This window comes from Aliiruegeria haliotis (genome assembly GCF_003003255.1).
In the GTDB taxonomy this organism is placed as follows: domain Bacteria; phylum Pseudomonadota; class Alphaproteobacteria; order Rhodobacterales; family Rhodobacteraceae; genus Tropicimonas; species Tropicimonas haliotis.
Genome location: NZ_PVTD01000002.1, coordinates 599193 through 623075 on the forward strand (window position 1 = coordinate 599193; position 23883 = coordinate 623075).

Annotated in this window: 19 protein-coding genes; 14 read left to right on the plus strand and 5 right to left on the minus strand. The window is 63.0% G+C overall.

Going from position 1 to position 23883, the window contains the following annotated elements; translation table 11 throughout:
• Positions 1 to 38 precede the first annotated feature (38 nt).
• Together CLV78_RS08070 and CLV78_RS08075 are read right to left on the minus strand one after the other, a co-directional pair.
• Entirely contained in the window at positions 39 to 1112 is a 1074-nt protein-coding gene (locus CLV78_RS08070) for a glycoside hydrolase family 88 protein (RefSeq protein ID WP_106204264.1), read from the minus strand.
• 23 nt (positions 1113 to 1135) lie between these two features.
• Positions 1136 to 1930 carry a FadR/GntR family transcriptional regulator gene (locus tag CLV78_RS08075; protein WP_158263485.1) on the minus strand — a complete coding sequence of 265 codons (795 nt, stop codon included), beginning with the start codon at positions 1928 to 1930 and terminating at the stop codon, positions 1136 to 1138.
• A 477-nt stretch (positions 1931 to 2407) separates the two neighbouring features.
• Here CLV78_RS08075 and CLV78_RS08080 point away from each other — a divergent pair, with 477 nt between their 5' ends.
• Together CLV78_RS08080 and CLV78_RS08085 are read left to right on the plus strand one after the other, a co-directional pair.
• Positions 2408 to 3610 (plus strand): pyridoxal phosphate-dependent aminotransferase, encoded by a 1203-nt coding sequence (locus tag CLV78_RS08080; RefSeq protein ID WP_106204266.1) that lies wholly within the window; start codon positions 2408 to 2410, stop codon positions 3608 to 3610.
• Positions 3611 to 3952: 342 nt separating this feature from the next.
• On the plus strand, positions 3953 to 4366 hold the full coding sequence (locus CLV78_RS08085; RefSeq protein WP_106204267.1) for a hypothetical protein: 414 nt from the start codon (positions 3953 to 3955) through the stop codon (positions 4364 to 4366).
• Positions 4367 to 4369: 3 nt separating this feature from the next.
• Here the strand turns inward: CLV78_RS08085 and CLV78_RS08090 are convergent, their stop codons facing one another.
• A complete protein-coding gene (locus CLV78_RS08090; protein ID WP_106204268.1) occupies positions 4370 to 5737 on the minus strand; it encodes an MATE family efflux transporter in 1368 nt (455 codons plus the stop codon).
• A 449-nt stretch (positions 5738 to 6186) separates the two neighbouring features.
• Between CLV78_RS08090 and parE the strand changes: the two genes are divergently transcribed.
• The gene (parE, locus tag CLV78_RS08095; protein WP_106204510.1) at positions 6187 to 8148 is read left to right on the plus strand and encodes a DNA topoisomerase IV subunit B; all 1962 of its coding nucleotides are present in this window, start codon (positions 6187 to 6189) and stop codon (positions 8146 to 8148) included.
• A gap of 162 nt (positions 8149 to 8310) precedes the next feature.
• The gene (locus tag CLV78_RS08100) at positions 8311 to 8901 is read left to right on the plus strand and encodes a hypothetical protein (RefSeq protein ID WP_146136665.1); all 591 of its coding nucleotides are present in this window, start codon (positions 8311 to 8313) and stop codon (positions 8899 to 8901) included.
• Positions 8902 to 9133: 232 nt separating this feature from the next.
• Here the strand turns inward: CLV78_RS08100 and CLV78_RS08105 are convergent, their stop codons facing one another.
• A complete protein-coding gene (locus CLV78_RS08105) occupies positions 9134 to 9565 on the minus strand; it encodes a methylglyoxal synthase (RefSeq protein WP_245924878.1) in 432 nt (143 codons plus the stop codon).
• Positions 9566 to 9587: 22 nt separating this feature from the next.
• Positions 9588 to 10694, minus strand: coding sequence for an isocitrate/isopropylmalate dehydrogenase family protein (locus tag CLV78_RS08110; RefSeq protein WP_106204270.1), 1107 nt, complete (start codon positions 10692 to 10694; stop codon positions 9588 to 9590).
• Between the two features lie 408 nt (positions 10695 to 11102).
• On the opposite strand from CLV78_RS08110, the gene CLV78_RS24270 reads away from it, so the two are divergent.
• The 10 genes from CLV78_RS24270 (at position 11103) to dtd (ending at position 23780) form a co-directional block, all read left to right on the plus strand.
• Positions 11103 to 15572, plus strand: coding sequence for a LamG-like jellyroll fold domain-containing protein (locus tag CLV78_RS24270; RefSeq protein ID WP_158263486.1), 4470 nt, complete (start codon positions 11103 to 11105; stop codon positions 15570 to 15572).
• 500 nt (positions 15573 to 16072) lie between these two features.
• Positions 16073 to 16282: a hypothetical protein gene (locus tag CLV78_RS08120; protein WP_106204272.1), complete on the plus strand. Its 210-nt coding sequence runs from the start codon at positions 16073 to 16075 to the stop codon at positions 16280 to 16282.
• Complete coding sequence (locus CLV78_RS08125; protein WP_106204273.1) at positions 16282 to 17166, plus strand: 5-bromo-4-chloroindolyl phosphate hydrolysis family protein; 885 nt, start codon at positions 16282 to 16284, stop codon at positions 17164 to 17166. The genes CLV78_RS08120 and CLV78_RS08125 overlap by 1 nt, the downstream gene beginning before the upstream one ends.
• A gap of 29 nt (positions 17167 to 17195) precedes the next feature.
• Positions 17196 to 18395: a toxic anion resistance protein gene (locus CLV78_RS08130; protein WP_106204274.1), complete on the plus strand. Its 1200-nt coding sequence runs from the start codon at positions 17196 to 17198 to the stop codon at positions 18393 to 18395.
• A gap of 5 nt (positions 18396 to 18400) precedes the next feature.
• Positions 18401 to 19351, plus strand: a complete 951-nt coding sequence (locus CLV78_RS08135) for a DUF2927 domain-containing protein (protein ID WP_106204512.1) — start codon at positions 18401 to 18403, stop codon at positions 19349 to 19351.
• Positions 19352 to 19419: 68 nt separating this feature from the next.
• Positions 19420 to 19590: a hypothetical protein gene (locus tag CLV78_RS23860; protein ID WP_158263487.1), complete on the plus strand. Its 171-nt coding sequence runs from the start codon at positions 19420 to 19422 to the stop codon at positions 19588 to 19590.
• 130 nt (positions 19591 to 19720) lie between these two features.
• Positions 19721 to 20878: an SPFH domain-containing protein gene (locus tag CLV78_RS08140; RefSeq protein ID WP_106204275.1), complete on the plus strand. Its 1158-nt coding sequence runs from the start codon at positions 19721 to 19723 to the stop codon at positions 20876 to 20878.
• 15 nt (positions 20879 to 20893) lie between these two features.
• The gene (locus CLV78_RS08145; protein ID WP_146136666.1) at positions 20894 to 22090 is read left to right on the plus strand and encodes a TFIIB-type zinc finger domain-containing protein; all 1197 of its coding nucleotides are present in this window, start codon (positions 20894 to 20896) and stop codon (positions 22088 to 22090) included.
• Between the two features lie 314 nt (positions 22091 to 22404).
• Positions 22405 to 23337, plus strand: a complete 933-nt coding sequence (locus tag CLV78_RS08150; RefSeq protein WP_106204276.1) for a carbohydrate kinase family protein — start codon at positions 22405 to 22407, stop codon at positions 23335 to 23337.
• Entirely contained in the window at positions 23334 to 23780 is a 447-nt protein-coding gene (dtd, locus tag CLV78_RS08155; protein ID WP_106204277.1) for a D-aminoacyl-tRNA deacylase, read from the plus strand. Before CLV78_RS08150 ends, dtd begins: the two co-directional genes overlap by 4 nt.
• The last annotated feature ends 103 nt before the right edge of the window (positions 23781 to 23883 follow it).

Consider the following 23883-nt stretch of genomic DNA (forward strand, 5'->3'; position numbering starts at 1 on the left):
ACAGCCGGGCCACCTTGGGCCCGACCATCCCGTGCGCGTCACGCCAGCCAGGCCGCCCGTGCGGATGCGGCCGTCAGGACAGGCCCCTGCCCCCAGGGCACGATTCGGTCCAGCGGCACGTGCCAATAGTGTTCGTCGACAAGCGCCGACATGACCGCCGCGGACACACCGCGCAGGTTGCCCGCCTCGTCCAGATTACCGACCATCGCGCGGAATGCCTTGTCCGCGGGACCGGCAAAGGCCTCTTGCAGGACACCCTGCTTCATCCCGCGATAGAAAGCCGTCGCCATGAACGCGGCGGTCGAGGATTCCGGACCTGAGCGCGGCTCATGCACCATGCAATGCCAGTTTCCGTCCTCAAGCTGGAAGTCGACCATGGTCTCGGCCAGTCCCACGGCCTGGGCCTGAAGGGTGTCCGCACCTTCGACGTTGCCGCAGAATTTCAGAACATCCAGCATACCGAGCAACGCCCAGCCCTGTCCGCGCCCCCACCCGGGGATCTGCGAATGGCCCAGCTTTTCCAGCCAGTAATGGCGATAGGTGCCGGTGGCCTCGTCGAACAGGAAGGGACGATAGCCAAGGATCTCCCGCACGGCCGCCGCGGCCCAATCGCCATCCGCATCAACCTTCGACAGGTGGGCAAAGAACGGCGCGTCGAAATGCATGCAGTCGAGCCAGATCCCCGCACCGGGGTCGTCCATCAACGCCTGTTGCTCCGAAGAAAGCGGCACGCCGCCATAGGGCTGCCGCAGGGAACGCAAAGTGTCCTCGAATGTCACGGAAACGCCGTCGATCTTCCGCCGGTCCCGCAGATGCTGCGCGAGATCCAGAACGGCGTCCCGCAACACGGCATCCCCGGTGCGGTCGACGATGTCGCACATCACATGCCCCGGCGCGGTGTTGTCGTCGGGATGGAACGGGCGTCGACGGGTGGCCCAGGCACGGAAGAACCCGTGGCTGAAATCGACCCACTTCGGATCATCCAGCATGTCCGCCGCTGCCACCAGCCCTTCGAAACCGACCGAGTCCCCGTAGAACCAGCCCTTGAACTCATGCGCCGCCAGGCGTTCGGCAACTGCCGCAATCAGCCCTGGCTGAAGCGTCTCCGACATGATCGTCTCCACGTTGTCTGTTGTTAGGGTGTCTGCTGCGCGAGGCCGTCCTGCATATCCCGGATGGCGTTCTCGATCACCTTGCGCATCGCGGTGCCGGCGCGTTCGGCGTCGCCATCCATGAAGGCGAGATAGACCCTTTCGTGCAGTTCATGGCTCTCGTCCATTCCGACCATCTCATAGACATATCCAACGGCCGCCATCTGCAGGTCGATCGATATGCTCAAAGACGCCTCGATCACGGAGTAGAGTTGATCCAGAAGCTCCGAGTCGACGCATTCGATCAGCGCACGGTGAAAATCCAGATCGGCATCGATGAAGTTCTGCCGCTGATCGGCGGCGTCGGCCTCCGTGTCCTCCGCCACTTCGACCTTCCGGTTCCATGCCGCCTGAACCCGCGACCGCTGCTCCGGCGTCGCCATCTGGGTGGCGGTGAGCGCAATCCCCGGCTCCATGACCAGCCGCACCTTCTGTAGGTCGTCCAGCAAGGTAATCGTGTCACCGGCCTTGATACGCCAATCCATCACGTCCGGGTCCAGCAACCGCCACTCCGACCGCGGCGTAACCCGGGTCCCGTCAGAGGTCCTGCTACGGATCAACCCCTTGGCGCCGAGAATCCGAAATGACTCCCGGACAACGGACCGGCTTACGCCCAGTTCCTCGACCAGATCGGCCTCCCGGCTGATGGCATCGCCCTCCGCCCAGTCTCCGCCAACGATCCGTGTGCCGAGGTTTTCGACCGCTGCACCCAGAATCCCGCGGACTTCGATAACGCCGCCAATAGCAGACTTTCGACTGAGGGGACTCCGCTTGATCATTTCAATGTCCTTTCTTTTGTAAGATAAACGTATAAAGAACTTCCTGCAACCGGGTAATTCAGCGCCTCGCCTGCGAAGAAAGTCCGCTTTCGGCAGAGCGACATGCCATCTACACCCTGACTCGGCCCTTGGATCAAAGCTCAGCACCTGTCCCGCCGATGCCAGCATCGGCAGCGCACTGCCTGCCAGCCGCTACCGGAAAGTCCAGAGCGTATTCCCATTCCGCTTGCCCATCGGCGGCACATCGAGAAACCCCGTGCCGTCCCCGGCTTTCCGCCAGCCAAGAAAGACTGCGAGGCGCCTGAGGAACAGGCGTCCTGTGGCCAGCCAAGCAGTTGTTTTCCAATGGCTTCCAAAAGCCGGGATCCCGGGAGACCGGCAGCGGTCGCAGCCGTCGCGCAGTTGACCGCACGCCCCCGCAAGCCTAAGAAGCCCGCGGACCAATTTGCCACAACCACAAAACACCGGAGGCTGCCCATGTCTTTCCTCTCCGCGACCCTCGACCGGGTGAAACCCTCGCCGACCATCGCCGTGTCGACCAAGGCCCGCGAGTTGAAAGCCGCCGGCAAGGACGTGATCGGCCTCGGCGCGGGCGAGCCCGATTTCGACACGCCCGACAACATCAAGGCCGCCGCGAAGGCTGCCATCGACGCGGGCGACACGAAATACACCGCCCCTGACGGTACGCCGGCGCTGAAGGATGCGATCTGCGCCAAGTTCAAGCGCGACAACGGGCTGGAGTACACGCCGGCACAGATCTCCGTTGGCACGGGCGGAAAGCAGATCCTATACAACGCGCTGATGGCGACGCTGAACCCCGGCGACGAGGTGATCATTCCCGCCCCCTACTGGGTCAGCTACCCGGACATGGTGCTTCTCGCCGGTGGTGAGCCGGTTTGCGTCGAAGCCACCGCCGAGACGGACTACAAGCTGACACCGGCCGCCCTGGAGGCCGCGATCACCGACAAGACCAAGTGGTTCATCTTCAACTCGCCGTCGAACCCGACCGGTGCCGCCTATACCCGCGCCGAGTTGAAGGCGCTGACCGACGTGCTGGTGAAGTACCCGCATGTCTGGGTGATGACCGACGACATGTACGAACACCTCGTCTATGACGGGTTCGAGTTCTGCACCCCGGCGGAGGTCGAGCCGGCGCTTTATGACCGCACATTGACCTGCAACGGTGTGTCGAAGGCCTATGCGATGACCGGCTGGCGGATCGGCTATGCCGGCGGGCCGGAGAAGCTCATCGCGGCGATGCGCAAGATTCAGTCGCAATCGACCTCCAACCCCTCCTCGATCAGCCAGGCGGCGGCCGTCGAGGCGCTGAACGGCACCCAGGATTTCATCCCCGCCAACAACGAAGTGTTCAAGCGCCGCCGTGATATGGTTGTGGAGATGCTGAACGCCGCCGAGGGTATCTCCTGCCCGAAGCCGGAAGGCGCCTTCTACGTCTATCCTTCCATCGAAGGCTGCATTGGCAAAACGTCCCCCGGCGGTGTGAAAATCGAAAACGACGAGGTCTTCGCGACCGCGCTTCTGGAGGAAAAGGGAGTTGCCGTGGTCTTCGGCGCGGCCTTCGGCCTGTCCCCCTGCTTCCGCGTGTCTTACGCAACGTCGGACGAGAACCTGAAGGAAGCTTGCACCCGTATCCAGGGTTTCTGTGCGTCTCTGAACTGACGGGTTTCAGACAAGAAGCAAGCCGCCACATCCACGGGTGTGGCGGTTTTCCATTTGGACAACAGGCCCATCCACGGCGCCACGCGTGACCGTCCGATGGCTCGCCGGATCGCCCGCCGGAGGTGCGGTTGCCACTGCCGCCAGATGGCCAACACCCGTGTCCGGGACTTTCTCTCCGCCCTGATTGCCCACGTTCTCACCGCGTGCCGTGCCCGCGAAACGTCGCGCCACTCCGGGATCTGAGGGTGGCACCCCTTGCCGCCCGAGACGACAAGACCGCCCTTTGACAGGCCTCCCCCCCACCAATAGGGTTGGCTGCAGGCCGAGACGAAGGGCGCGGAAATGTCAGATCTTCCAAAGTATTACTTCCGGGTGCGGGAGAACGGAGCCGCGGTTTTCCGGGTCGACACCGAGAACCGGCACAAGCGGCTCGACATGGAGCAGATCGCAGTCCTCAACATCCGAAACGGCGAGGTGAAGCCCCAGGGGCAGAAGGTCCTGACAGAGCGTGACCTCGCGGAGATCCACACATGGATGGCGGCCCGCAAGGAGACGCTCGCCCGGCGGGATATCGACGACATCTACCGGGCCGTCGACCACCTGAACCTGACAACCCAATGGGCTCAGGCTCGGGCCACCGAGGAACAACTGGAAGAGGTTACCGACGCGTTGCTCTTCGCCATGCACGACCTGCGAACGATGCTGGTGCGGAAGAAGGCGGACAGGATGCTGAAGGCCCGCGCGACAGAAGGGTGATCGTCAGGCGGCCTGTGCCTGCAAGCGCGGCAGCGACCGGCGCCAGAAACGCCACATGAGCAGTACGTTTGCCACCAGCAGGCCAAAGACAAGCCCCGCCCAGACCCCGATCGCCCCATAGCCCAGCGTAAAGCCCAGCAGATAGCCGCTCGTGATCCCGACTGGCCAGTAGGCAGCGGCCGACATGAACATCGGCACACGTGTGTCCTGAATCCCACGCAACAACCCATGTGCGATGACCTGCCCCCCGTCAAAGAGCTGGAACAGCGCCGCCATCGCCATCAGACCGACGCCAATGGCAATGATCTCCGGCTTGCGCGGATCGTCGGGGTCGAGGAACAGGCTCAGAAGTTCCTCGGGCCAGGTCAGGAAGATCGCAATGGTGATAGCGGCAAAGAGGATGGACATCGCGATGGCGACCTCCGCGCCTCGTTTCAGCCGCTCAACCTCTCCCCGACCGAAAGCCTTGCCCGCACGAATTGTCGTGGCGTTGGAGAGACCGAGATGCACGAGGAAGGTCGCGGAGGCGAGTTGCAAGGCGATGCCATGGGCAGCCAGGGGGATCGTGCCCAGCCACCCCACCATGACTGCAGAGAAGGCGAAGAGCCCGACCTCGGACAGGTTGGTCAGGCTGATCGGCCAACCGAGCTTGAAGACCTGTGCGAAGGCGACCCAATCCGGCCTCCAGAACCTCACGAACAGCTCATGCTGAGGAAACGCCCGGATCGCATAGAGCATCAGCCCCACGAGCGATGTCACGTGAACGGTCACCGAGGCTATGGCGGCACCACGTATCCCCAACTCGGGAAAGCCGAAGGAGCCGAAGATGAGCAGGTAGTTCACCAAAGCGTTCACAACCGCGGCGAGGATCGTCACCCACAGCACGACGTCAGCCTTCTCCAGCGCGCTGAGGTAGGATTTCAGCGCCATGACGCCAAGCGCGGGTATCATGCCCCAACCGGCAATGGAGAGGTATTGCGAGGCTGCCTGCGCGATCTCGGGTGGCTGGCCGATCGACAGGAGGATCGGCTCCGACCAGATCATGATCGGCATGGCAAGGGCAGAGTACATCAGCGAAATCCACAGCCCCATGCGGGTCACGCGGCGAATATGCGCATCGCCTTCCTCATTTTCCGTCGCGGCCGCGACCATGGGCATCACCGCAAAGGCAAAGCCCGAGCCCATGATGAAAAACGTGAAGAACAGCGATCCGGCAAGCACCACGGCGGCAAGCGCCTCGACATCATACCAGCCCAGCATGATCGTATCGGTCGCCTGGATCGCGAATTGCGCCAGGTGGCCGCCGATCAGCGGAACGCCGAGAGTGAGCAACGCACGCGCGTGCCCGAGATATGACATCGATGTGGACATGCAGCCCCTTTAGGGCTGACGGTCGAACTGCACAAGCGCGCGTGTGCCAAAAAAAGGGCACCAACAGCAGCCAGGGCGCGCGAACGGCAGCGGATCGGCGGAAAGGCGCGGATGGCAAAGGGTCACCGTCTTGCCTGGCAGGTTCGACACCGTGCAAACCCTGCAACCGATCGGGATGGAAGCGACGACGCTTGCCGCCAGCGGTGAAACTCTCACAGTTTGCCGCCCGGAGCGGCCGCCTGACGTCCCTCTCATGCTCCGCGCGGGCCTGCGACCTGTCCAACGGGTCTGTCCGAGGTTCTCCAGCAGCAACGCGGCCCGTGCAAGGAAACCGATCCATCGGCTCGCCGCACGCACATCGCAGCCCGACGCGGCCTCTTCCCCAGACTGGCCATTCCTGCCAGTATGGGCCACAAGATATGCCAATGAACAAGAGCAAGAGCAGTTCCATGCCAGAAGATCTCCTTGCGGGCGGTCTCGCTGACCAGTCCTATGATGCCTCCTCCATTGAAGTCCTCGAGGGCCTCGAACCCGTGCGCAAGCGCCCGGGAATGTACATCGGCGGCACCGATGAGCGCGCATTGCACCACATGGTGGCCGAAGTGCTCGACAACTCCATGGACGAGGCCGTTGCCGGGCATGCCAACCGCATCGAGGTCGAGTTGCACGCCGACTACGCCATCACCATCCGCGACAACGGTCGCGGCATCCCGATCGATCCGCACCCCAAGTTTCCCGACAAGTCGGCGCTGGAGGTGATCCTCTGTACGCTGCACGCAGGCGGCAAGTTCTCCGGCAAGGCGTACCAGACCTCGGGCGGGCTGCACGGCGTGGGAGCCTCGGTCGTCAACGCGCTGTCCGATTCGATGGTGGTCCAGGTGGCGCGGGACCGGCAGGTTCACGAGCAGCGGTTCTCGCGCGGGCTGCCCCTCGGCCCGGTGGAGATTGTCGGCAAGGCTGCCAACCGTCGAGGCACGACGGTGACATTCCACCCAGACGAAGAGATCTTCGGCTCCCACCGCTTCAAGCCGGCCCGCCTCTTCAAGTCGATTCGCTCGAAGGCCTACCTCTTCTCAGGTGTGGAGATCCGCTGGAAGTCGGAGATCGACGATGGTGAAACGCCCACAGAGGCCACGTTTCACTTCCCCGGTGGCCTCGCGGACTACCTGAAGGAAACGCTGGGCAAGTCGACCACCTATTCGGAGGTCCCGTTCTCCGGCAAGGTCGATTTCCAGGAGAAGTTCGGGGAACCCGGCTCCGTCGAGTGGGCGATCAACTGGACGCCGGTCCGCGACGGGTTCATCCAGTCCTACTGCAACACCGTGCCGACCCCCGAAGGCGGCACCCATGTCGCCGGCTTCTGGGCCGCCATCCTGAAGGGCATTCGCGCCTATGGCGAGCTTTCCGGCAACAAGAAGGCGGCGCAGATCACCCGCGAAGACCTGATCTCCGGTGGGTGCGCGCTGGTCTCCTGTTTCATCGCGGACCCGTCCTTCGTCGGCCAGACAAAGGACCGGCTTTCCACCGAGGCGGCGGCGCGGATGACCGAGAACGCCGTGCGAGATCACTTCGACAACTGGCTCGCCGCTGACACCAAATCCGCCGGCGCCATCCTCGACTTCCTCGTGCTGCGCGCGGACGAACGGCTCCGCCGGAAACAGGAGAAGGAAACCGCCCGCAAATCGGCCACCAAACGGCTGCGCCTGCCGGGCAAACTCGTCGACTGCTCCAACTCCAACCGCGAGGGCACCGAGTTGTTCATCGTCGAGGGGGACTCCGCGGGCGGCTCCGCCAAGATGGCCCGCAACCGCAAGACGCAGGCCCTGCTGCCATTGCGGGGCAAGATCCTGAACGTGCTTGGCGCGGCGTCCTCGAAACTGGGCAGCAACGCGGAGATCAGCGACCTCACACAGGCTCTCGGCACCGGGCTGGGCACCAAGTTCGTGCTCGACGACCTGCGCTACGACAAAGTCATCATCATGACCGACGCCGATGTGGACGGCGCCCATATCGCGGCGCTGCTGATGACCTTCTTCTACAGCCAGATGCGCCCGATGATCGACGCCGGGCACCTCTACCTCGCCTGCCCGCCGCTTTACCGGCTGACGCAGGGCGCGAAACGCGTCTACTGCCTCGACGAGGCGGAGCGGGATACATGGCTGGAAAAGGGCCTCGGGGGCAAGGGCAAGATCGACGTCAGCCGCTTCAAGGGCCTGGGCGAAATGGACGCCAAGGACCTTAAGGAAACCACGATGGACCCCAACTCCCGCAAGCTGATCCGGGTGAGCATCGACGAGGACGAACCCGGCGAAACCGGCGACCTGGTGGAGCGCCTTATGGGCAAGAAACCGGAAATGCGGTTCCAGTACATCCAGGAGAACGCTCGGTTCGTGGAGGAGTTGGATGTGTGAGTGGTTTTCTCGCCCACCTGACGAAGCAATCGCTCGTACAATCGGCGAAGGATCACAACTAGCGTGAACCGCTCCCCCGAGAAGACCCGAAAGTGGGCTCCGCTACGGCGATGGCCCGGCCTTTGGGGACGACACCTCATGTCTGGGTGGCGCGGTTTGACAATGTCGTTCGTCGCAGTTTTGTTGGTGCTTGCACCGTTTTACGTGGATTTCAACTCACAGGACAGGCTTGAGACTTGGGTCCGGTGGTACGGGATGATCCTGCAGCTCATCGGCTTTGGCATGGCATTCTGGGGCGTCGAAGGATCACTCAAACAGCTAGGCGTCCCGACGATCCGACACAGGATGTCATCCTACGCAACTGGGTTCCTCTCTGCCCTTCGCGTGAAGAACGTCACCGCCAATCCAAAAGCTGGGAAAGCTCAGGGAGGCGGGTTCAGAGCCGGCTCAAAAGTCACTCCCGGCCCCGACGCAACGCTAAAGCACCGCATCGAGTTGCTTGAAGGCGCTCTTTCCTCGCTACAAGACGAAGTCGATGGGCTGACAAGCTCAACCAATAGTCAGTTCTCGGAGATGGCACGGGAATTGAAAAACGTAGATCGGTGCGCAGAGCGAAGAACACTAGACGAAAAGAAGCGAGTTAGCGATCTCTTGGTTGGCAACGCGAGTTTGGAAGCCGCCGGCATCCTCTTGTTTTTTCTCGGAGTTGTGTTTGCAACGGCTTCTCCAGAAATTGCCAAGGCGCTCATGTAGCTCTCTCACTTCCACATCTGAATCTACCAGAAATTCGCGTTTGGGGCCGCGCCCGATCCTAGGTGGGCGCTTCGGAACGCCAGTTCCTCGCGTTTTCTGGCGCGCGGCACTCCAACGACATCTCGGTCCACAGCCTCTCAAATGCGCCCTGCCGGGGGGAGGGTCGGGCGCAGCCCGGACTGCTTGCCTATGCCAAGCGAGATCGAAAGGGACGGTCTCAGGTCGAGAACGCTCACCCCGAGTGCGCGGCTTCATCCTTCTGGGGCGTGTACTCTGCATCCAGCATGTCGGAGGCCACCACGAAGTCTGCCGTGGCGGCATTGCAGGCGATCACGACCTGTTCCAGCGTCGAGATTCGCAGCAGTGCCTTCACGTCCACGTCATGCGGCATCGCCGTAAGGGGATCGGAGAAGAATATCAGCACGTCGAGATTGCCTTCCGCGATCATGGCGCCGAGTTGCTGGTCGCCGCCAAGCGGGCCGCTCTTCAGCCGTGTCACGTCGAGCCCCGTGCCCTCGGCCACCCTGCCCCCTGTCGTCCCGGTGCCATAGAGCTCATGCCGCGCCAGAGCCTCCCGGTTCCGTGCCGCCCATGCGACCAAAGCGGGTTTCATGGCGTCATGCGCCACCAGCGCGATACGCTTGCGCGCGGGCATCCGTGTCATGCGAAAATCCTTCAGCGGTTCATCAGCCGCGCGCCGTCACCAACTTCAGCAACTGGTCCGTGACCGCCCGCGTGCCCATATCGCCGCCGAATTCCATCGGACGCAAGAGGTTCTGTTCGAACCCGGTCTCCACCGCGGTGTCGATAGCCGCCGCCGCCTTGGCAAGGGTGGCCTCGTCCAGTTTTTCAGCGAGGTAGTCGAGCATCAGGGCGCCGCTCAGGATCGCGGCCAGCGGGTTGGCCTTGTCCTGGCCCATGATGTCCGGCGCGGAGCCATGCGCGGGCTGGAACAGCCCGATCTTGTCGCCGATCTCTCCACAGGCCGCCATGCCCATACCGCCGACAAGCCCGCCGGCGAGATCGGAGAGAATGTCTCCAAACATGTTCTCGGTCACCATCACGTCGAATTCCCAGGGCTTGCGGATCAGGTCCAGCGCCTGGGCGTCAACGTAGTTGTAGCCGACGTCCGCATCGGGGAATTCCGCCTTCACCTCGTCGAAGATCTTGCGGAAGAAGGCCATGGACGCGAAGACATTTGCCTTGTCCACGCAGGTCACACGCCCAAGCTTCCCCCGGGCCTTGCGCTTCGCGGCCAGCCGGAAAGCAAATCGGTGCAGCCGCTCGCAGACAGAGCGGGAGATCTTCATCGTGTCGTAGGCTTCCTCGTCACCAACAAACCGGGTGCGACCGTGAACCGCCGCGGAATAGAACAACCCTTCGGTCGATTCCCGCACGATCACCATGTCGATGGCGGCGGCGCGCGGGTCGGCGAGCCGCTGTGGAGCATTCGGGAAGGCTTTCACCGGCCGCATTCCAGCATAGAGCTCGTAGCGGTCGCGCAACCGCAGGTGGGGAGAGATCTCGGTTCCGTCCGCGTGGCGAATCGCCGGAAGACCGATGGCCCCTAGGAATATCGCGTCCGCCTGCCCGGCTTTCTCCTCACCCCCGGGCTCGATATCGACGCCGTGGTCGCGGAAATAGCCCGCCCCGGCCAGCACCTCTTGCGTGGCAAGCGCCGGTCCGCCCACGGACTCGAGGGCTGCGGACACCACCTCCATGGTAGCATCGGTGACATCGACACCGATTCCGTCGCCCTTGATGATGGTGATCAGCGGTGTCTTCGTGCTCATGGAGCGGCCCTCGTTCCCGGCTACCGCGCCAAAGTCGGCGCAACCGGATGGTTTACGGTTACGCATACATTAAAGCATCCATTGACAGTTTCAATGGCCAATTGCGCACTGGGGAGCTGTGACTCCGTGGACACAATTCGTCTCAACCTTGCGCATCAGAGAAACAAAGCGGTCTATCGCCGAAACCGTTTCGCAATCGTGCAAAATCCTGCCGCCCTCTCGGTGCTTAACCCTTCTGGTGTGGCAGGCAGATAAAATCCAACGAAAAAAGGAGCTTCCGACGTCACTGTGGCGCAACTACCGGCCTTGGCCCGAGGTTTCGGGAAAAGGGCAGCGGTCTTGCCACATTTTTTCCATGATCCGATGCCACGCCCAGTGCGCCGGGGGGCAAGAAACAGGACGAGAACGATGGCCGCGCGCGCGAACACGACCACCCTTCCCTCCGGGAGCACTCCCGTATTCAGCCGGATGGCAGATCGCCGCTACAGCGGCGAGTCGGGCGACCACATCCAGGTCGGCCATTCCAGCAAGCTTGCGCTTGGCAAGGGAACGATCTCACTTAGCTTCTCTGCCGACAGGCTCTACGGCAGCGCGGCGCTTGTTTCGAAAGACCTCGACGGCAACGGCAAGGGTCAGTTCAGCGTCTGGATCAAGGACGGCACGCTGGTGGCCTATTTCGAAGACGGCAAGGAGGCCGAGTACCTCAAGGTCCCCGATCTCGTACTGGCCGAGGACAAGACATACCAGCTGGCGATCAGCTTCGGCGGTCGGGGGCTGGAGATCTGGGTGAACGGGCAATTGGCGGCGACCGAGCCGACCTGGAAACACGGGCTCGACGGAAATGGCCAGCCGCTGCTGATCGGCGCCACCCGGGCATGGCGCGACAAGAAACAGGACGCACCGCACAGCCATTTCGACGGCGATATCGGCAACGTCCAGATCTTCAACAAGCAACTCGGACAGGGCGACATGCAGGCGCTGGCCGCCGATGTCTCGGCGGCTGCGGGCCGCAAGGCAGCCATTGCCAATGCGATGGCCGACCTGATGCCCGGCCTCGACCAACTGCACCACGGCTCCGACACCCTGAAAGATATTGCCGCGAAGTTCGGGATCTCGGAGCACGGGCACCTGATGCGGCCTGTCACCATGAAAGCCGGTGGCGGTGGCAACAACACCTTGTCCGGCACCGGCAAGGACGACACCATCGACGGGCGCGGCGGCAACGACAGGATCAATGGACAGGGCGGTGACGACCTGCTGCAAGGCAGCGCGGGCAATGACCGGCTCTATGGCGGGGCCGGGCGTGACATCCTCGACGGCGGACATGGTGAAGACATCCTGCAGGGCGGCGCCGGGCGCGACCTCCTGATCGCGCGATCCGATGCCCGCGAGCCAAAAGTCGCCTTTGATCCAAACCGTGACGAGGGAGATCCCTACCGGGAACTGACCAAAGGCAAACTCTACCCGAATCAGCCGGTCCCTGGTGACGATGTCCTGACCGGCGGCGCGGGCGCCGACATCTTCTATTTCCAGACCCTGATCAACGCCAAGAAACGCTACATCGAAAAGCACACCGGCGATGATGGCATGGTGAACTGGCATGGGGTCGCTGGCGAAAACGACAAGATCCACGACCACTGGGTCGATCACCTCGGCAACGACGTCGTCACCGACTTCAGCTTCGCCGAGGGCGACCGGATCATCATCGAAGGCCACACGACGAAGCTGCGCTCGATCTCCTACGGTGATGCCAACAAGGACGGGATGATGGATCACACGTTGATCCGCCTGTATTCCGACCAGGGCAGCAATGGCGGCGCACACAACGACGACAGGCTGGGCAGCATCACGATCTATGGCGACCTGCTGAAGCCGTCGGACATCGAAACGACAGCAAAGCCTGCCTATGGCATCGTGAAGTCCAGCGTGGACATCGCGGAGGCCGTCAAGGCGCCGGCAGCGAAGGATCGCGGTCCTATCAAGGCGCCGGCCGACCTTGCCAAGGCCCCCGACAACCCGACGTCCGGCAAAGGGCCTGTGCTTGCGCTGCCGGGCAAGACCCGACTGTCGGGTGAAGATGGCGACTATCTTGATGTGGGCCATTCCAAGGCGCTGGAGATCGGGCGCGGCACCGTTGCGCTGAGCTTCTCGCTCGACAAGCTGGCCGGAACATTCGCGTTGGTGTCCAAGGATCTGAGGGACCGCTCCAAGGGCGAGTTCACGCTCTATGCCAAGGACGGGACACTGTTTGCGGTGATGGAGACCAACGGCGAGTATGAATACCTCAAGGTCCCGGACCTGATGCTCAAGGCCCAGACCACCTATCACATTGGCCTGACCTTCGGACCGCGGGGGCTGGAGATCTGGCTCAACGGGCAACTCGCCGCCTCCGAACCGGAGTTCAAGACCTCGCTGTCAACCAACGACGCCCCGCTCGTTGTGGGCGCAACCCGCGCCTGGCGGGAAAAGGCAACCGACAGCGCCCACGACCTGCTCGACGGCACGGTGGGCCATGTGAAGGTCTATGCCCGGCAGTTGAGCGAAGCCGACATGGCGGCGCTGGCCGGCGAGGTGGCCCCAAAATTTGCCAAGGCCGGCCTCATGGCCCGGAATATGGAAGACCTGATGCCGGGCCTGACCCAGTTGCATCATGGCTCTGAAGAGTTGCAGGCGATCGCCAAGGGCTATGGCGTGAACATGCATGGCCACCTGACCCGCGACATCATGATGAAGCGCGGCACGCAAAAGGCCGATACGCTGAATGGATCGGTCAAGGCCGACGGCATCGACGGTCGCGGCGGCAACGACAGGATCGACGGCAAGGGCGGCAATGACATCTTGCAGGGCGGCTATGGCAATGACCGCGTGACCGGTGGCGGCGGGCGCGACATCCTGGACGGCGGGCATGGCGAGGATATCCTGGCTGGTGGAGGCGGCAATGACCTTCTGATCGCCCGGGCCGATGCCCGGGAGCCGAAAATCGCCAATGATCCCGGACGCGACGAGGGCGATCCTTACAAGGAATTGACGAAGGGCAAGCTCTACCCCGGCCAGCCAATCAACGGCGATGACCAGCTCTGGGGCGGCAACGGCGCGGACATCTTCTATTTCCAGACCCTGATCAACGCGAAGCAGCGATATATCGAGAAGCACACGAGCGACAACGGCATCATCAACTGGCACGGCGTAGCTGGCGAGAATGACAAGCTGCACGACCACTGGGTCGACCACCTCGGCAATGACGTCGTGATGGACTACTCCCGTGCAGAGGGCGACAGGATCGTCATCGAGGGCCACACCACCAAGATCGCCTCGATTCGTTATTCGGATGCCAATGGCGACGGTGTTCTGGACCGTTCCGTGATCCAGCTCTACTCCGATCAGGGAAGCAATGGCGGCGCGCACAACAAGGACAAGTTGGGCAGCGTGACGGTCTACGGCGACCTTGTGAAACGCTCGGACATCGAGACGACCGCCAAGCCGGCCTATGGCATCGTGAAGGCAGCGACAGACATTGCCGAGGCGATGACACCGGAGGCCGGGGCGAAAGACCGCGGGAAAATCAAGGCACCTTTCGCCAACTTGCCAAAGGGCAAGGACCTGGTTCTGGAGAAAGGCATAAAGCCGGTGCTTGCGGTTCCGACGAAGCAGTTTTTTTCGGACGATGTCGCCGATGCGATGATCTTCCAGCACAGCCCGAAGCTGGCGCTGACCCAGGGGACCGTCGCTTTCCGTTTCAAGGTGGGCCAGGAGCTGAACTGGCAGGGGCTGTTCTCCAAGGATGCCGAGGACTACGGCAAGGGCGGACATGTCTCGGCCATCGTTGAAGATGACGGCGACCTTGTGGTGCGCGTGCAGACGAAGATGGAGAGCCAATGGTTCTCCGCCCCCGGGGCGATCAAGCCCGGCAGCGCCCACGACTTCGCCTACAGTTTCGGACCGAAGGGCGTAGCCTTCTACCTCGACGGGGTGAAATTCGCCTACGACCCGAACCTCAAGGTCAACTGGAGCAGCAATCCGGAGGCATTGATCGTCGGCGGCATCGGATGGCGCAACAAATCCGGCAGTTCCGATGACGTTATCGGGCGCTTCGACGGCATGATCGACGATTTCGCGGTCTATGGACGGCAGGTCGACTCCCAGACGCTCTACGGTGACGCGGCGCGCAAGAACTACGTCTATATAGACGGAAAGGCGGCGAGTTTCGACTTCGCGGAGAAGAAGTCCGGAGCGCTCCTGATTTCAAAAGGCAACAAGACCAAGAACGTGGATGCCGGGACCAAGCAGGTCGTGTTCGATGACATGACCGTCGACCCGGACAACGTGAGGATTGGCACTGGCAGGGCGGACGAGATCGAGGGCAGCAACGCCTCCGACATCGTGATGGCGGGCAATGGCGACGACCGCGTCAATGGCCACGGCCACGACGACGTTCTTTTCGGCGGCAATGGCGATGACGCGCTCTATGGAAGCGGCGGGCAGGACCAGCTTTTCGGGCAGAATGGCGACGACTACATCGATGGCGGCGACCACGACGACATCCTGAAAGGTGGAAGCGGCAACGACCAGCTCAAGGGCGGCAATGGAAACGACCGGTTCTTTGGCGGCACCGGCGATGATTTCATTTTCGGCCAAAGTTGGGGTGACGCCGGGACCGCAAGAAATGACCGGGCTGTCTTCAGCGGCAACTTTGCCGACTACCGGTTTGAAACCGAGACGATGGGCAATTCCAGCCGCGGCAAGGACATGAAAGTCCTCGTGGTGACGGACCGGGCCAACGGCGGCAGGGACGGAATCTACGAAGGACGTGACAAGCTTGTGGACATCGATGTCCTCGTCTTCGCCGACCGCAGTGTCGACTTCATGGACCTGATCTGAAACCACAGGGCTTGTCTGTCTGCTGGCAGCGTCATTGCGGGATGTGCGCGGGAAGCGACCGGGCGGCCAGCGTTCGGTGCAATGACGCCAACGGGCGCCAAGCTGTTCTATGGCTGCGTCCTGTCGGCACCTTGGCGGGCTTCCCGCAAGATTGACCGTTGGCCGTGGTGACCTGTGGGCCAGGTGCATTCGGGGGCACTGATCCCGTGGCCGCCGATTGCCAGGTGCCGCCGTGCCCGTCCGGGGCTTTGGCGCAGAGGCTTCCCTTTTTCAAAGGTGTTCTGCCCGACGCGGGGCTTGCCGTCGAGCAAAGCTCGTACGGCGATGGCGCCGCTTCGCGGCGTGCGCAGGATTGGATAGCGCCAAGCACCCAGTGTCTATCGCAACGCATGCGATACCCGGTGCGGCGCGGCAAGGCGCAGACTGTCAAACCTTGACGCTGGCCGACGCCAATTCCATGTCCTATAAGCAAACTCAGGTGAGGCGAAAGGGGCGACCCCATGCATATCCTACTGTCCCTGGTCCTGGCACTGGCGGTGATGATCGCGCTTGTCTTCGGCATCGTGTTCCTCGGTGTGTCGCTTGCTGGATCAGCCGGGAAAGCCGTCCAGCATGGCCCGATGAAAAGCGGCCTTGTCCCGCGCATTGCCTTCGTCCTGCTTTGGGTGCTGATATTCGGCACCTCCTTCGGAATGATCGGAGCCGCCTGATGGCACAACGTTTCGGCGGCAAATACTCTCCTGACGGCGACACCCGAACCGAGCATGTAGCTCCCGTTCAGGCGCCGGTGACACGCGCACGCGCCGCAGCACGGGTGAACCTGCTGTACCTCGCTCCCGCACCGCTTCTTTTTACGGCCTTCGGCCAAAACGCCGTTGGCATGGCAGTCGACCTCGCCGCTGCCGCGGTTCTCGTCTTCGCGACCTTCACGCTCTCCGAAGGCCTCAAGGCCGAAGCCGCATACAATGAACGCAAGGTCGCGCGCCGCCCCGCCCTGCCGCGCAAGATCATCGCCGCAGCTCTGGCGGGGTTCGGCGTCGTGCTTGCGACCTTTTCGCCGGAGGCCGGAGGGCTTCTGGAGCCGCTGATCTATGGCGCCATCGCCCTGGTCTTGCATATCGCGGCCTTCGGACTCGACCCGCTGGCGAACAAGAACCTCGATGGGATCGACACGTTCCAGCAGGATCGGGTGGCCCGTGTCGTTGACGAGGCGGAGGAGCAGCTGGTGCGCATGGGCGCAGCAATCGCGCGGGCGAACGAACGCGGCCTGGAACGTCGTGTCGAGGGTTTTCAAGCGACAGCCCGCCATATGTGCCGAACGGTCGAGGAAGACCCGCGTGACCTGACGGCAGCACGGAAATTCCTCGTCGTCTACCTCAAGGGCGCGGCAGAGGCGACGATCAAGTTCGCCGACCTCTATAGCCGCAAACGCGACCCCGAGGCCCGCGCGAAGTATATTGCTCTCCTGGATGACCTGGAGCGCAATTTCAGCGCCAAGACCGAGACACTGATGGTTTCTGACCGCAGCGCGCTCGACGTCGAAATCGAAGTTCTTCGCGACCGCTTGCAGCGCGAAGGCGTGAGAATGGATTGAACGCCATATTTTTTTGGGAGGGAAACGCGATGTCACAGGAAGTTCAGAAGAAGGCCGCGGAAGTTGTGACCGCCGTCGAGGAAGTGACCGCCGTGGTCCTGCCGGAACCAGCCCACGCGACCGACATCGTGCCCCTGGAAGAGGCCGACGCGCCGATTGGTGCAGAGATCCGCAAGCGGATGGACGAGATCGACATGGGCGACACCAACTCCATCGTGGCGTTCGGGTCTGCCGCGCAGGCCGAGCTTCAGGAGATCTCTCAGGCGATGCTCGCCGACGTCAAGAACAAGGATGTCGGGCCGGCCGGGGACAGCCTTCGCAACATCGTCGGCACGATCCGTGGCTTTTCTGTCGATGAACTCGATGTGCGTCGCGAGCGCACCTGGTGGGAGAAGCTGCTGGGCAGGACCGCGCCCTTCGCCAACTTCGTGGCCAAGTACGAGGACGTCCAGGGGCAGATCGACAAGATCACCGACGATCTGCTTGGCCACGAGCACACGCTGCTCAAGGACATCAAGTCCCTCGATCTGCTCTATGACAAAACACTCCAGTTCTACGACGAGCTGGCACTCTACATCGCTGCTGGCGAAGCGAAGTTGAAAGAAATGGACGAGAATGTCATCCCGGCAAAAGCCGCCGAGGTCGATGCTGCCCCGGAACAGGAGCAGGTGATGAAGGCGCAGGAGTTGCGTGACCTGCGGGCCGCGCGCGACGACCTGGAGCGCCGGGTTCATGACCTCAAGCTCACCCGCCAGGTGACCATGCAATCGCTGCCCTCAATCCGCCTGGTGCAGGAAAACGACAAGTCGCTGGTCACCAAGATCAACTCGACGCTCGTCAACACCGTGCCTCTGTGGGAAACGCAATTGGCGCAGGCGATCACCATCCAGCGCTCGGCCGATGCAGCCACCGCGGTGCGGGATGCCAACGACCTGACCAACGAGTTGCTGACGTCCAACGCTAGGAACCTGCGTGAAACCAACAAGGTCGTGCGCGAGGAGATGGAACGCGGCGTGTTCGACATCGAGGCGGTCAAACAAGCCAACGCCGACCTGATCGCGACCATCAACGAGAGCCTCGCCATTGCTGACGAGGGCAAGGCGCGCCGGGCGGCCGCCGAGGAAGACCTGGTAAAAATGGAGCATGAATTGCGCGACACACTGGCCTCAGCGAAGGCCCGCAAGGACGGGTTGGGCGACACGGCCTCCACATCGGTACCGGCCAGCTAGGCGTGGTGCGAGCGGTCCTTCGAACGGCTCTGCTGGGCGCGGGGCTTGCGGTTCTTGCCGGCTGCGAGCCCACCGGAACCTCCACGTCGGCGCCCGGCCCGGTGGCCGTCCCAGACATTCTCGTTCCACAGCAGACGATTACACGATCCGAGACCAGCCTCGCGCTTGAAAGGCACTACGCCCGTGTTCAGGCCGACCTGCTTGCGCAGGGACTGCTGCGAACCGATGGCGGCGGACCGGACACGCCGTTCGCGGCCCACACGCTGGTCAACAATTTCGTCCGTATCGCGCTTTATGATGAGTACGTGTCGCGCGGCGGAACGCTCGTGGCACAGCAAACAGCAAGCCAACTCCGCCGTTGGGAGCAACCGGTTCGGCTGCACATGAGCTTTGGCGCCTCGGTTCCGAAGGCCAAGCAGGATTACGACAGCGCCGCGCTGAACACCTATGCCCGGCGCCTGTCTCGCGCGGCCAACCACCCGATTTCAGTGTCCAGCCAGGCCAGTGCCAACTTCCACGTTCTGGTCCTGCACGAGGACGAGCGCCGATCCTACGGCCCCGAATTGCGCCAGCTGATCCCGGGGATCGGCGACACGGCAGTACGCACGGTCGAATCCATGCCGCGGGAGACATTCTGCCTCGTCTTCGCCTTTTCCCGCGGAGACAACCCAGCCTACACGCGCGCCGTGGCGGTCATCCGCGCGGAGCACCCCGACCTGCTGCGTCTGTCCTGCCTGCACGAGGAGGTGGCGCAAGGCCTGGGCCTTGCAAATGACAGCCCCGCCGCGCGCCCGTCGATCTTCAACGACGACGAGGAGTTCGCGCTGCTGACGCGCCATGACGAGCTGCTTCTGCGCATTCTGTATGATCGGCGCCTGTCTACCGGCCTCGACGCCGAGACCGCGCGCCCGATCGTGGCAGGCATCGCCAAGGAGATGATGGCCGGCGGCAGCTGACCATTCCGGCCCCGAGTGATCCGACCGCGCACATCCGCCGTACACGGAAGTGTGAAACGGAGGACATCATGAAAACACTTCTCACCATTGCCCTGATCGTGACTGCATCCGGCGCGTCAGCAACCGAGTACTGCCTGGTCAAGCGAGCGGGTGGCGAGCCCGCAAAGTGCTTCAAGACCAGCGGACAATGCGATTCCAAGGCCGACCGCATGAATGGCTGGCGGTGCGAGAAGCGCTAGCCCGCGCGCGATCCACACATCGGCTGGCAGGGAATGGCCCTGCGGCCCCCGATATTTGGCGCTCCGCTGTTGGAACAGCGACGGGCGGTGCCTATAGTCTCCGCAACCAATTTGCTGCGAGGATATGCTGATGGGCATTCTGGATTTTCTTTCGGGTCAATTCATCGACGTCATCCACTGGACCGATGACAGCCGGGACACGCTGGTGTGGCGTTTTGAGCGACAGGGCCACGAGATCAAATACGGCGCCAAGCTTACCGTTCGGGAAGGTCAGGCGGCTGTGTTCATCCACGAAGGCCAGATGGCGGACGTGTTTACTCCCGGTCTCTACATGCTGGAGACCAACAACATGCCGATCATGACGTCGTTGCAGCACTGGGATCACGGGTTCCAGTCGCCCTTCAAGTCGGAGATCTACTTCGTCAACACGAACCGCTTCACGGATCTGAAGTGGGGCACCAAGAACCCGGTGATGCTGCGCGATCCGGAATTCGGCCCGACCCGCATCCGTGCTTTCGGCACCTATTCGATCAAGGTCACGGACCCGGCGAAGTTCATGACGGAGATTGTCGGAACCGACGGCGAGTTCACCACGGACGAGATCACGTTCCAGATCCGCAACATCATCGTGCAGGAAAGTTCGCGAGTGATGGCAGGCTCCGGCATTCCGGTGCTCGACATGGCAGCCAATACGGCGGACATGGGCAAACTGATCGCCACGACCGTTTCGGACGTGTTGGCCGAGTATGGCCTGATCATGCCGGAATTCTACATAGAGAACATTTCTTTGCCCCCGGCGGTCGAGGAGGCACTGGACAAACGTACCTCCATGGGGCTGGCCGGCGATCTGGGAAAGTTCACGCAGTATTCGGCGGCCGAGGCGATGACGGCAGCCGCGCGCAACCCCGCAGGTGGCGGCATGGGAGCCGGTCTCGGAATGGGCATGGGGATGGCCATGGCCCAGCAAATGGCGAACCCCGGCGCGGCCGGCCCATGGGGCGGTGCACCGCAGGGCCAGCCAGCCGGCGGGCCCTCCGCCGCGCCTGCTGCGGCGCAACCCGCGCCACCGCCACCACCGGTCGAGCATGTCTGGCACATCGCCAAGGACGGCAAGACCTCCGGCCCCTTCTCCAAGGCCGACATGGGCCGGATGGCTGCCGACGGTTCGCTTGCACGCGACAGCCATGTCTGGACACCAGGTCAGGATGGCTGGATGAAAGCCGGCGATGTGCAGGAACTCGCACAACTCTTCACCATCCTTCCGCCTCCGCCGCCGCCGGGCGTATAGGGCAGGTTTCCAACGATGAGCGACATCCCGAAGGTATCGCGCTCGCGGCGTGGCGGGGCACCCACCCCGCCGCCCGCGCCCGAAGACGAGTGGCCCGAGGACACCACCCCCGAGGAGAGGGCGGCCGTCGAAGAGCATCGCTTTCCCTGCCCCGCCTGTGGCTCCGACCTGAGGTTCTCTGCCGACGCAGGGGACCTGGTGTGTGACCATTGCGGCTATGTGGAACACGTCGCCGCCACTGGCCGCGCCCAGCAAGACGAGGCGCTACGCGAACTCGACTACGAGGCGGCGCTCCGCAATCAGGTCCCGGCGGACGAGGTTATCGAGGTCCGCGCCGTCCACTGCGAGAGCTGCGGCGCCGATGTCGAGATGTCCGGGGTGGAGCAGGCCAAGGAATGCCCGTTCTGCGCCTCTCCCATTGTCACCGACACCGGAACCAGCCGGCACCTGAAACCGCAGGCACTGCTGCCATTCGCGCTCGACGAGAAGACCGCGCGCGGCAAGATGACCGACTGGCTCGGCCGGCTGTGGTTCGCGCCAAACGGGTTGAAGGAATACGCCCGCAAGGGCCGAAAGATGAAGGGGATCTACGTTCCCTACTGGACCTATGACGCCGACACACGCTCCCGCTACACCGGCCAGCGCGGCGACGATTACTACACCACCCGGACCGTCATGCGGGACGGCAAACGCGTGACCGAGCGGGTGCGAAAGACCCGCTGGACCCGTGTGTCCGGACGGGTCGCACGGGATTTCGACGACGTTCTGGTGCTCGCCTCCGACAGCCTGCCACGTGACTACACGGATGCGCTGGAGCCGTGGGACCTTGGCGAGTTGAAACCATACAGCCCGGAATACCTCGCCGGATACATCGCGGAGGGGTATTCTGTGGATCTGGAACCTGGCTACGCCATCGCCCGGCACAAGATGGACGCGGTCATAGCCAGCGATATCCGCCGCGACATCGGCGGCGATCACCAGCGGATCGGCGATGTGCAGACTGCTGTCAGTGACGTGACCTTCAAGCATATCCTGCTGCCGGTCTGGCTCGCGGCCTACAAGTTCAAGGGGAAGTCCTACCGGTTCGTGGTCAACGCGCGCTCCGGCGAAGTGAAGGGGGAACGCCCCTACTCGCCATGGAAGATCTTCTTTGCCGCTCTGCTTGCGGTGATCGTGATTGGCGGGCTGATTTACCTGAATCAGGGGGGCTGAAATTTCTTCAGCAGCTCGCCGCTGTCACTTGAACGCCGGTCGGGGCACCGGCGATCCGGCACTCGTCGTTGGCTGGCTCTCGACCCTCTGCCGTGTCCGTTTCGCGAGTGCGATGTGGAGTTGGAGAGGCTTCACCCCGTGCGTGTCCGAAGGGCACGTCTCCTTCGTGCCGAGTGTCGAAATCCACCCCAAAGCCCACACCAGGGCGCCCGAGCACCAACCAGCCCAGCGGGAGTGAGAATCTCGGCGGTGATGGACCTTCGGGCGCAGCGCCGTTAGGAATGCATGACGTTCGTGACAAGGAAGCAGACGCAATGATCCTGTGTGCCGGGGAAGCCCTTATCGACATGCTGCCGCGCAGCTCCACCGAAGGGGAGCCGAGCTTTGCCCCCGTCGCGGGCGGGGCCGTGTTCAACACCGCCATCGCGCTGGGACGGCTGGATATTCCCGTGAAGTTCTTTACCGGACTGTCCACGGACCTCTTTGGCAAGAAGCTCGAAGACTCGCTGGCAACCAGCAATGTCGATGCCACACTGTGCAACCGCTCCGATCGCCCGACAACGCTGGCCTTCGTCGAACTGACTGATGGACACGCAAAATACGCGTTTTATGACGAGAACACGGCCGGGCGCCTGCTGGGGGTCGATGACCTGCCACCGCCAGAGGCACTCGACGGGATCGAAGCGATCTTCGTCGGTGGCATTTCGCTGCCGGTGGAGCCGTGTGGCAAGGCCTACGAAGCACTTGCCCTGCGCGAAAGCCCCAGGCGGCTGGTGATGATCGATCCAAACATCCGGCCCGGGTTCATCAAGGACGAGGCCAGCTATCGCGCCCGGATCGACCGGATGATCTCTGCCGCCGATATCGTGAAAGTCTCCGACGAAGACCTTGAGTGGATCTCCGGTGATGGCGACATTGATACGCTGGCCAATAACTTGCTGACCAAGGGACCACGAATCGTCTGTGTGACCAAGGGCAAGGAGGGCGTGACAGCATACCTGCCGGGCCGCAGCCACACCGCCGTGGGGAGCCGGGTCGAAGTGATCGACACGGTGGGCGCGGGCGACACGTTCAACGCCGGCTTCCTCGCCGGGCTGTCGCGCCTTGGTCTTCTCTCCAAAGATGGCATTGACGGGCTGAACGAGGAGGAGGTGCTCTCCGCGTTGAACCTTGGCAATGCCGCCGCCGCGGTGACTGTCAGCCGCGCCGGTGCAAATCCCCCGACGGCCGCGGAACTCGGGCTTTGAGGGCACTGGTTCAACGGGTCAGCCGCGCCTCTGTCACCGTGGACGGGGAGATCCTTGGGGAGATCGGTCGCGGGGTTCTGGTGCTTGTCTGCGCCATGCAGGGGGACACCACGTCGGAGGCGGAGAAGCTCGCCGCGAAACTCTCCAGGCTGCGCATCTTCCCGGACGATGACGGCAAGATGAACCGCTCGCTCCTGGACACCGGCGGAGACGCCCTCGTAGTAAGCCAGTTCACGCTGGCCGCCGACACCTCCCGCGGCAATCGTCCGGGGTTCTCCGCCTCGGCCCCGCCAGAGCTGGGAAACCGCCTCTACGAGCATTTTGCCGACCATCTTGCGAGCCTGGGCCCCCCGACCGAGCGCGGAAAGTTCGGCGCCGACATGCAGGTGGAGCTGGTCAATGACGGACCGGTCACGATCTGGCTCGACATGCCCCCGGCGTAGCCCTTTTCTTGGGCGATTGTCCCGACGATTGCCCACGCCGCGCACCCGACGCACGTTTTCATCGCTGATAGCCTGCGCTTTCAGCCGCGGATGCGCGCCACCG

Coding starts and splice junctions, on each gene's coding strand:
- CLV78_RS08070 (WP_106204264.1), bottom strand. CDS start 1,112: ATGTCGGAGACGCTTCAGCCAGGGCTGATTGCGGCAGTTGCCGAACGC.
- CLV78_RS08075 (WP_158263485.1), bottom strand. CDS start 1,930: ATGATCAAGCGGAGTCCCCTCAGTCGAAAGTCTGCTATTGGCGGCGTT.
- CLV78_RS08080 (WP_106204266.1), top strand. CDS start 2,408: ATGTCTTTCCTCTCCGCGACCCTCGACCGGGTGAAACCCTCGCCGACC.
- CLV78_RS08085 (WP_106204267.1), top strand. CDS start 3,953: ATGTCAGATCTTCCAAAGTATTACTTCCGGGTGCGGGAGAACGGAGCC.
- CLV78_RS08090 (WP_106204268.1), bottom strand. CDS start 5,737: ATGTCCACATCGATGTCATATCTCGGGCACGCGCGTGCGTTGCTCACT.
- parE (WP_106204510.1), top strand. CDS start 6,187: ATGCCAGAAGATCTCCTTGCGGGCGGTCTCGCTGACCAGTCCTATGAT.
- CLV78_RS08100 (WP_146136665.1), top strand. CDS start 8,311: ATGTCGTTCGTCGCAGTTTTGTTGGTGCTTGCACCGTTTTACGTGGAT.
- CLV78_RS08105 (WP_245924878.1), bottom strand. CDS start 9,565: ATGACACGGATGCCCGCGCGCAAGCGTATCGCGCTGGTGGCGCATGAC.
- CLV78_RS08110 (WP_106204270.1), bottom strand. CDS start 10,694: ATGAGCACGAAGACACCGCTGATCACCATCATCAAGGGCGACGGAATC.
- CLV78_RS24270 (WP_158263486.1), top strand. CDS start 11,103: ATGGCCGCGCGCGCGAACACGACCACCCTTCCCTCCGGGAGCACTCCC.
- CLV78_RS08120 (WP_106204272.1), top strand. CDS start 16,073: ATGCATATCCTACTGTCCCTGGTCCTGGCACTGGCGGTGATGATCGCG.
- CLV78_RS08125 (WP_106204273.1), top strand. CDS start 16,282: ATGGCACAACGTTTCGGCGGCAAATACTCTCCTGACGGCGACACCCGA.
- CLV78_RS08130 (WP_106204274.1), top strand. CDS start 17,196: ATGTCACAGGAAGTTCAGAAGAAGGCCGCGGAAGTTGTGACCGCCGTC.
- CLV78_RS23860 (WP_158263487.1), top strand. CDS start 19,420: ATGAAAACACTTCTCACCATTGCCCTGATCGTGACTGCATCCGGCGCG.
- CLV78_RS08140 (WP_106204275.1), top strand. CDS start 19,721: ATGGGCATTCTGGATTTTCTTTCGGGTCAATTCATCGACGTCATCCAC.
- CLV78_RS08145 (WP_146136666.1), top strand. CDS start 20,894: ATGAGCGACATCCCGAAGGTATCGCGCTCGCGGCGTGGCGGGGCACCC.
- CLV78_RS08150 (WP_106204276.1), top strand. CDS start 22,405: ATGATCCTGTGTGCCGGGGAAGCCCTTATCGACATGCTGCCGCGCAGC.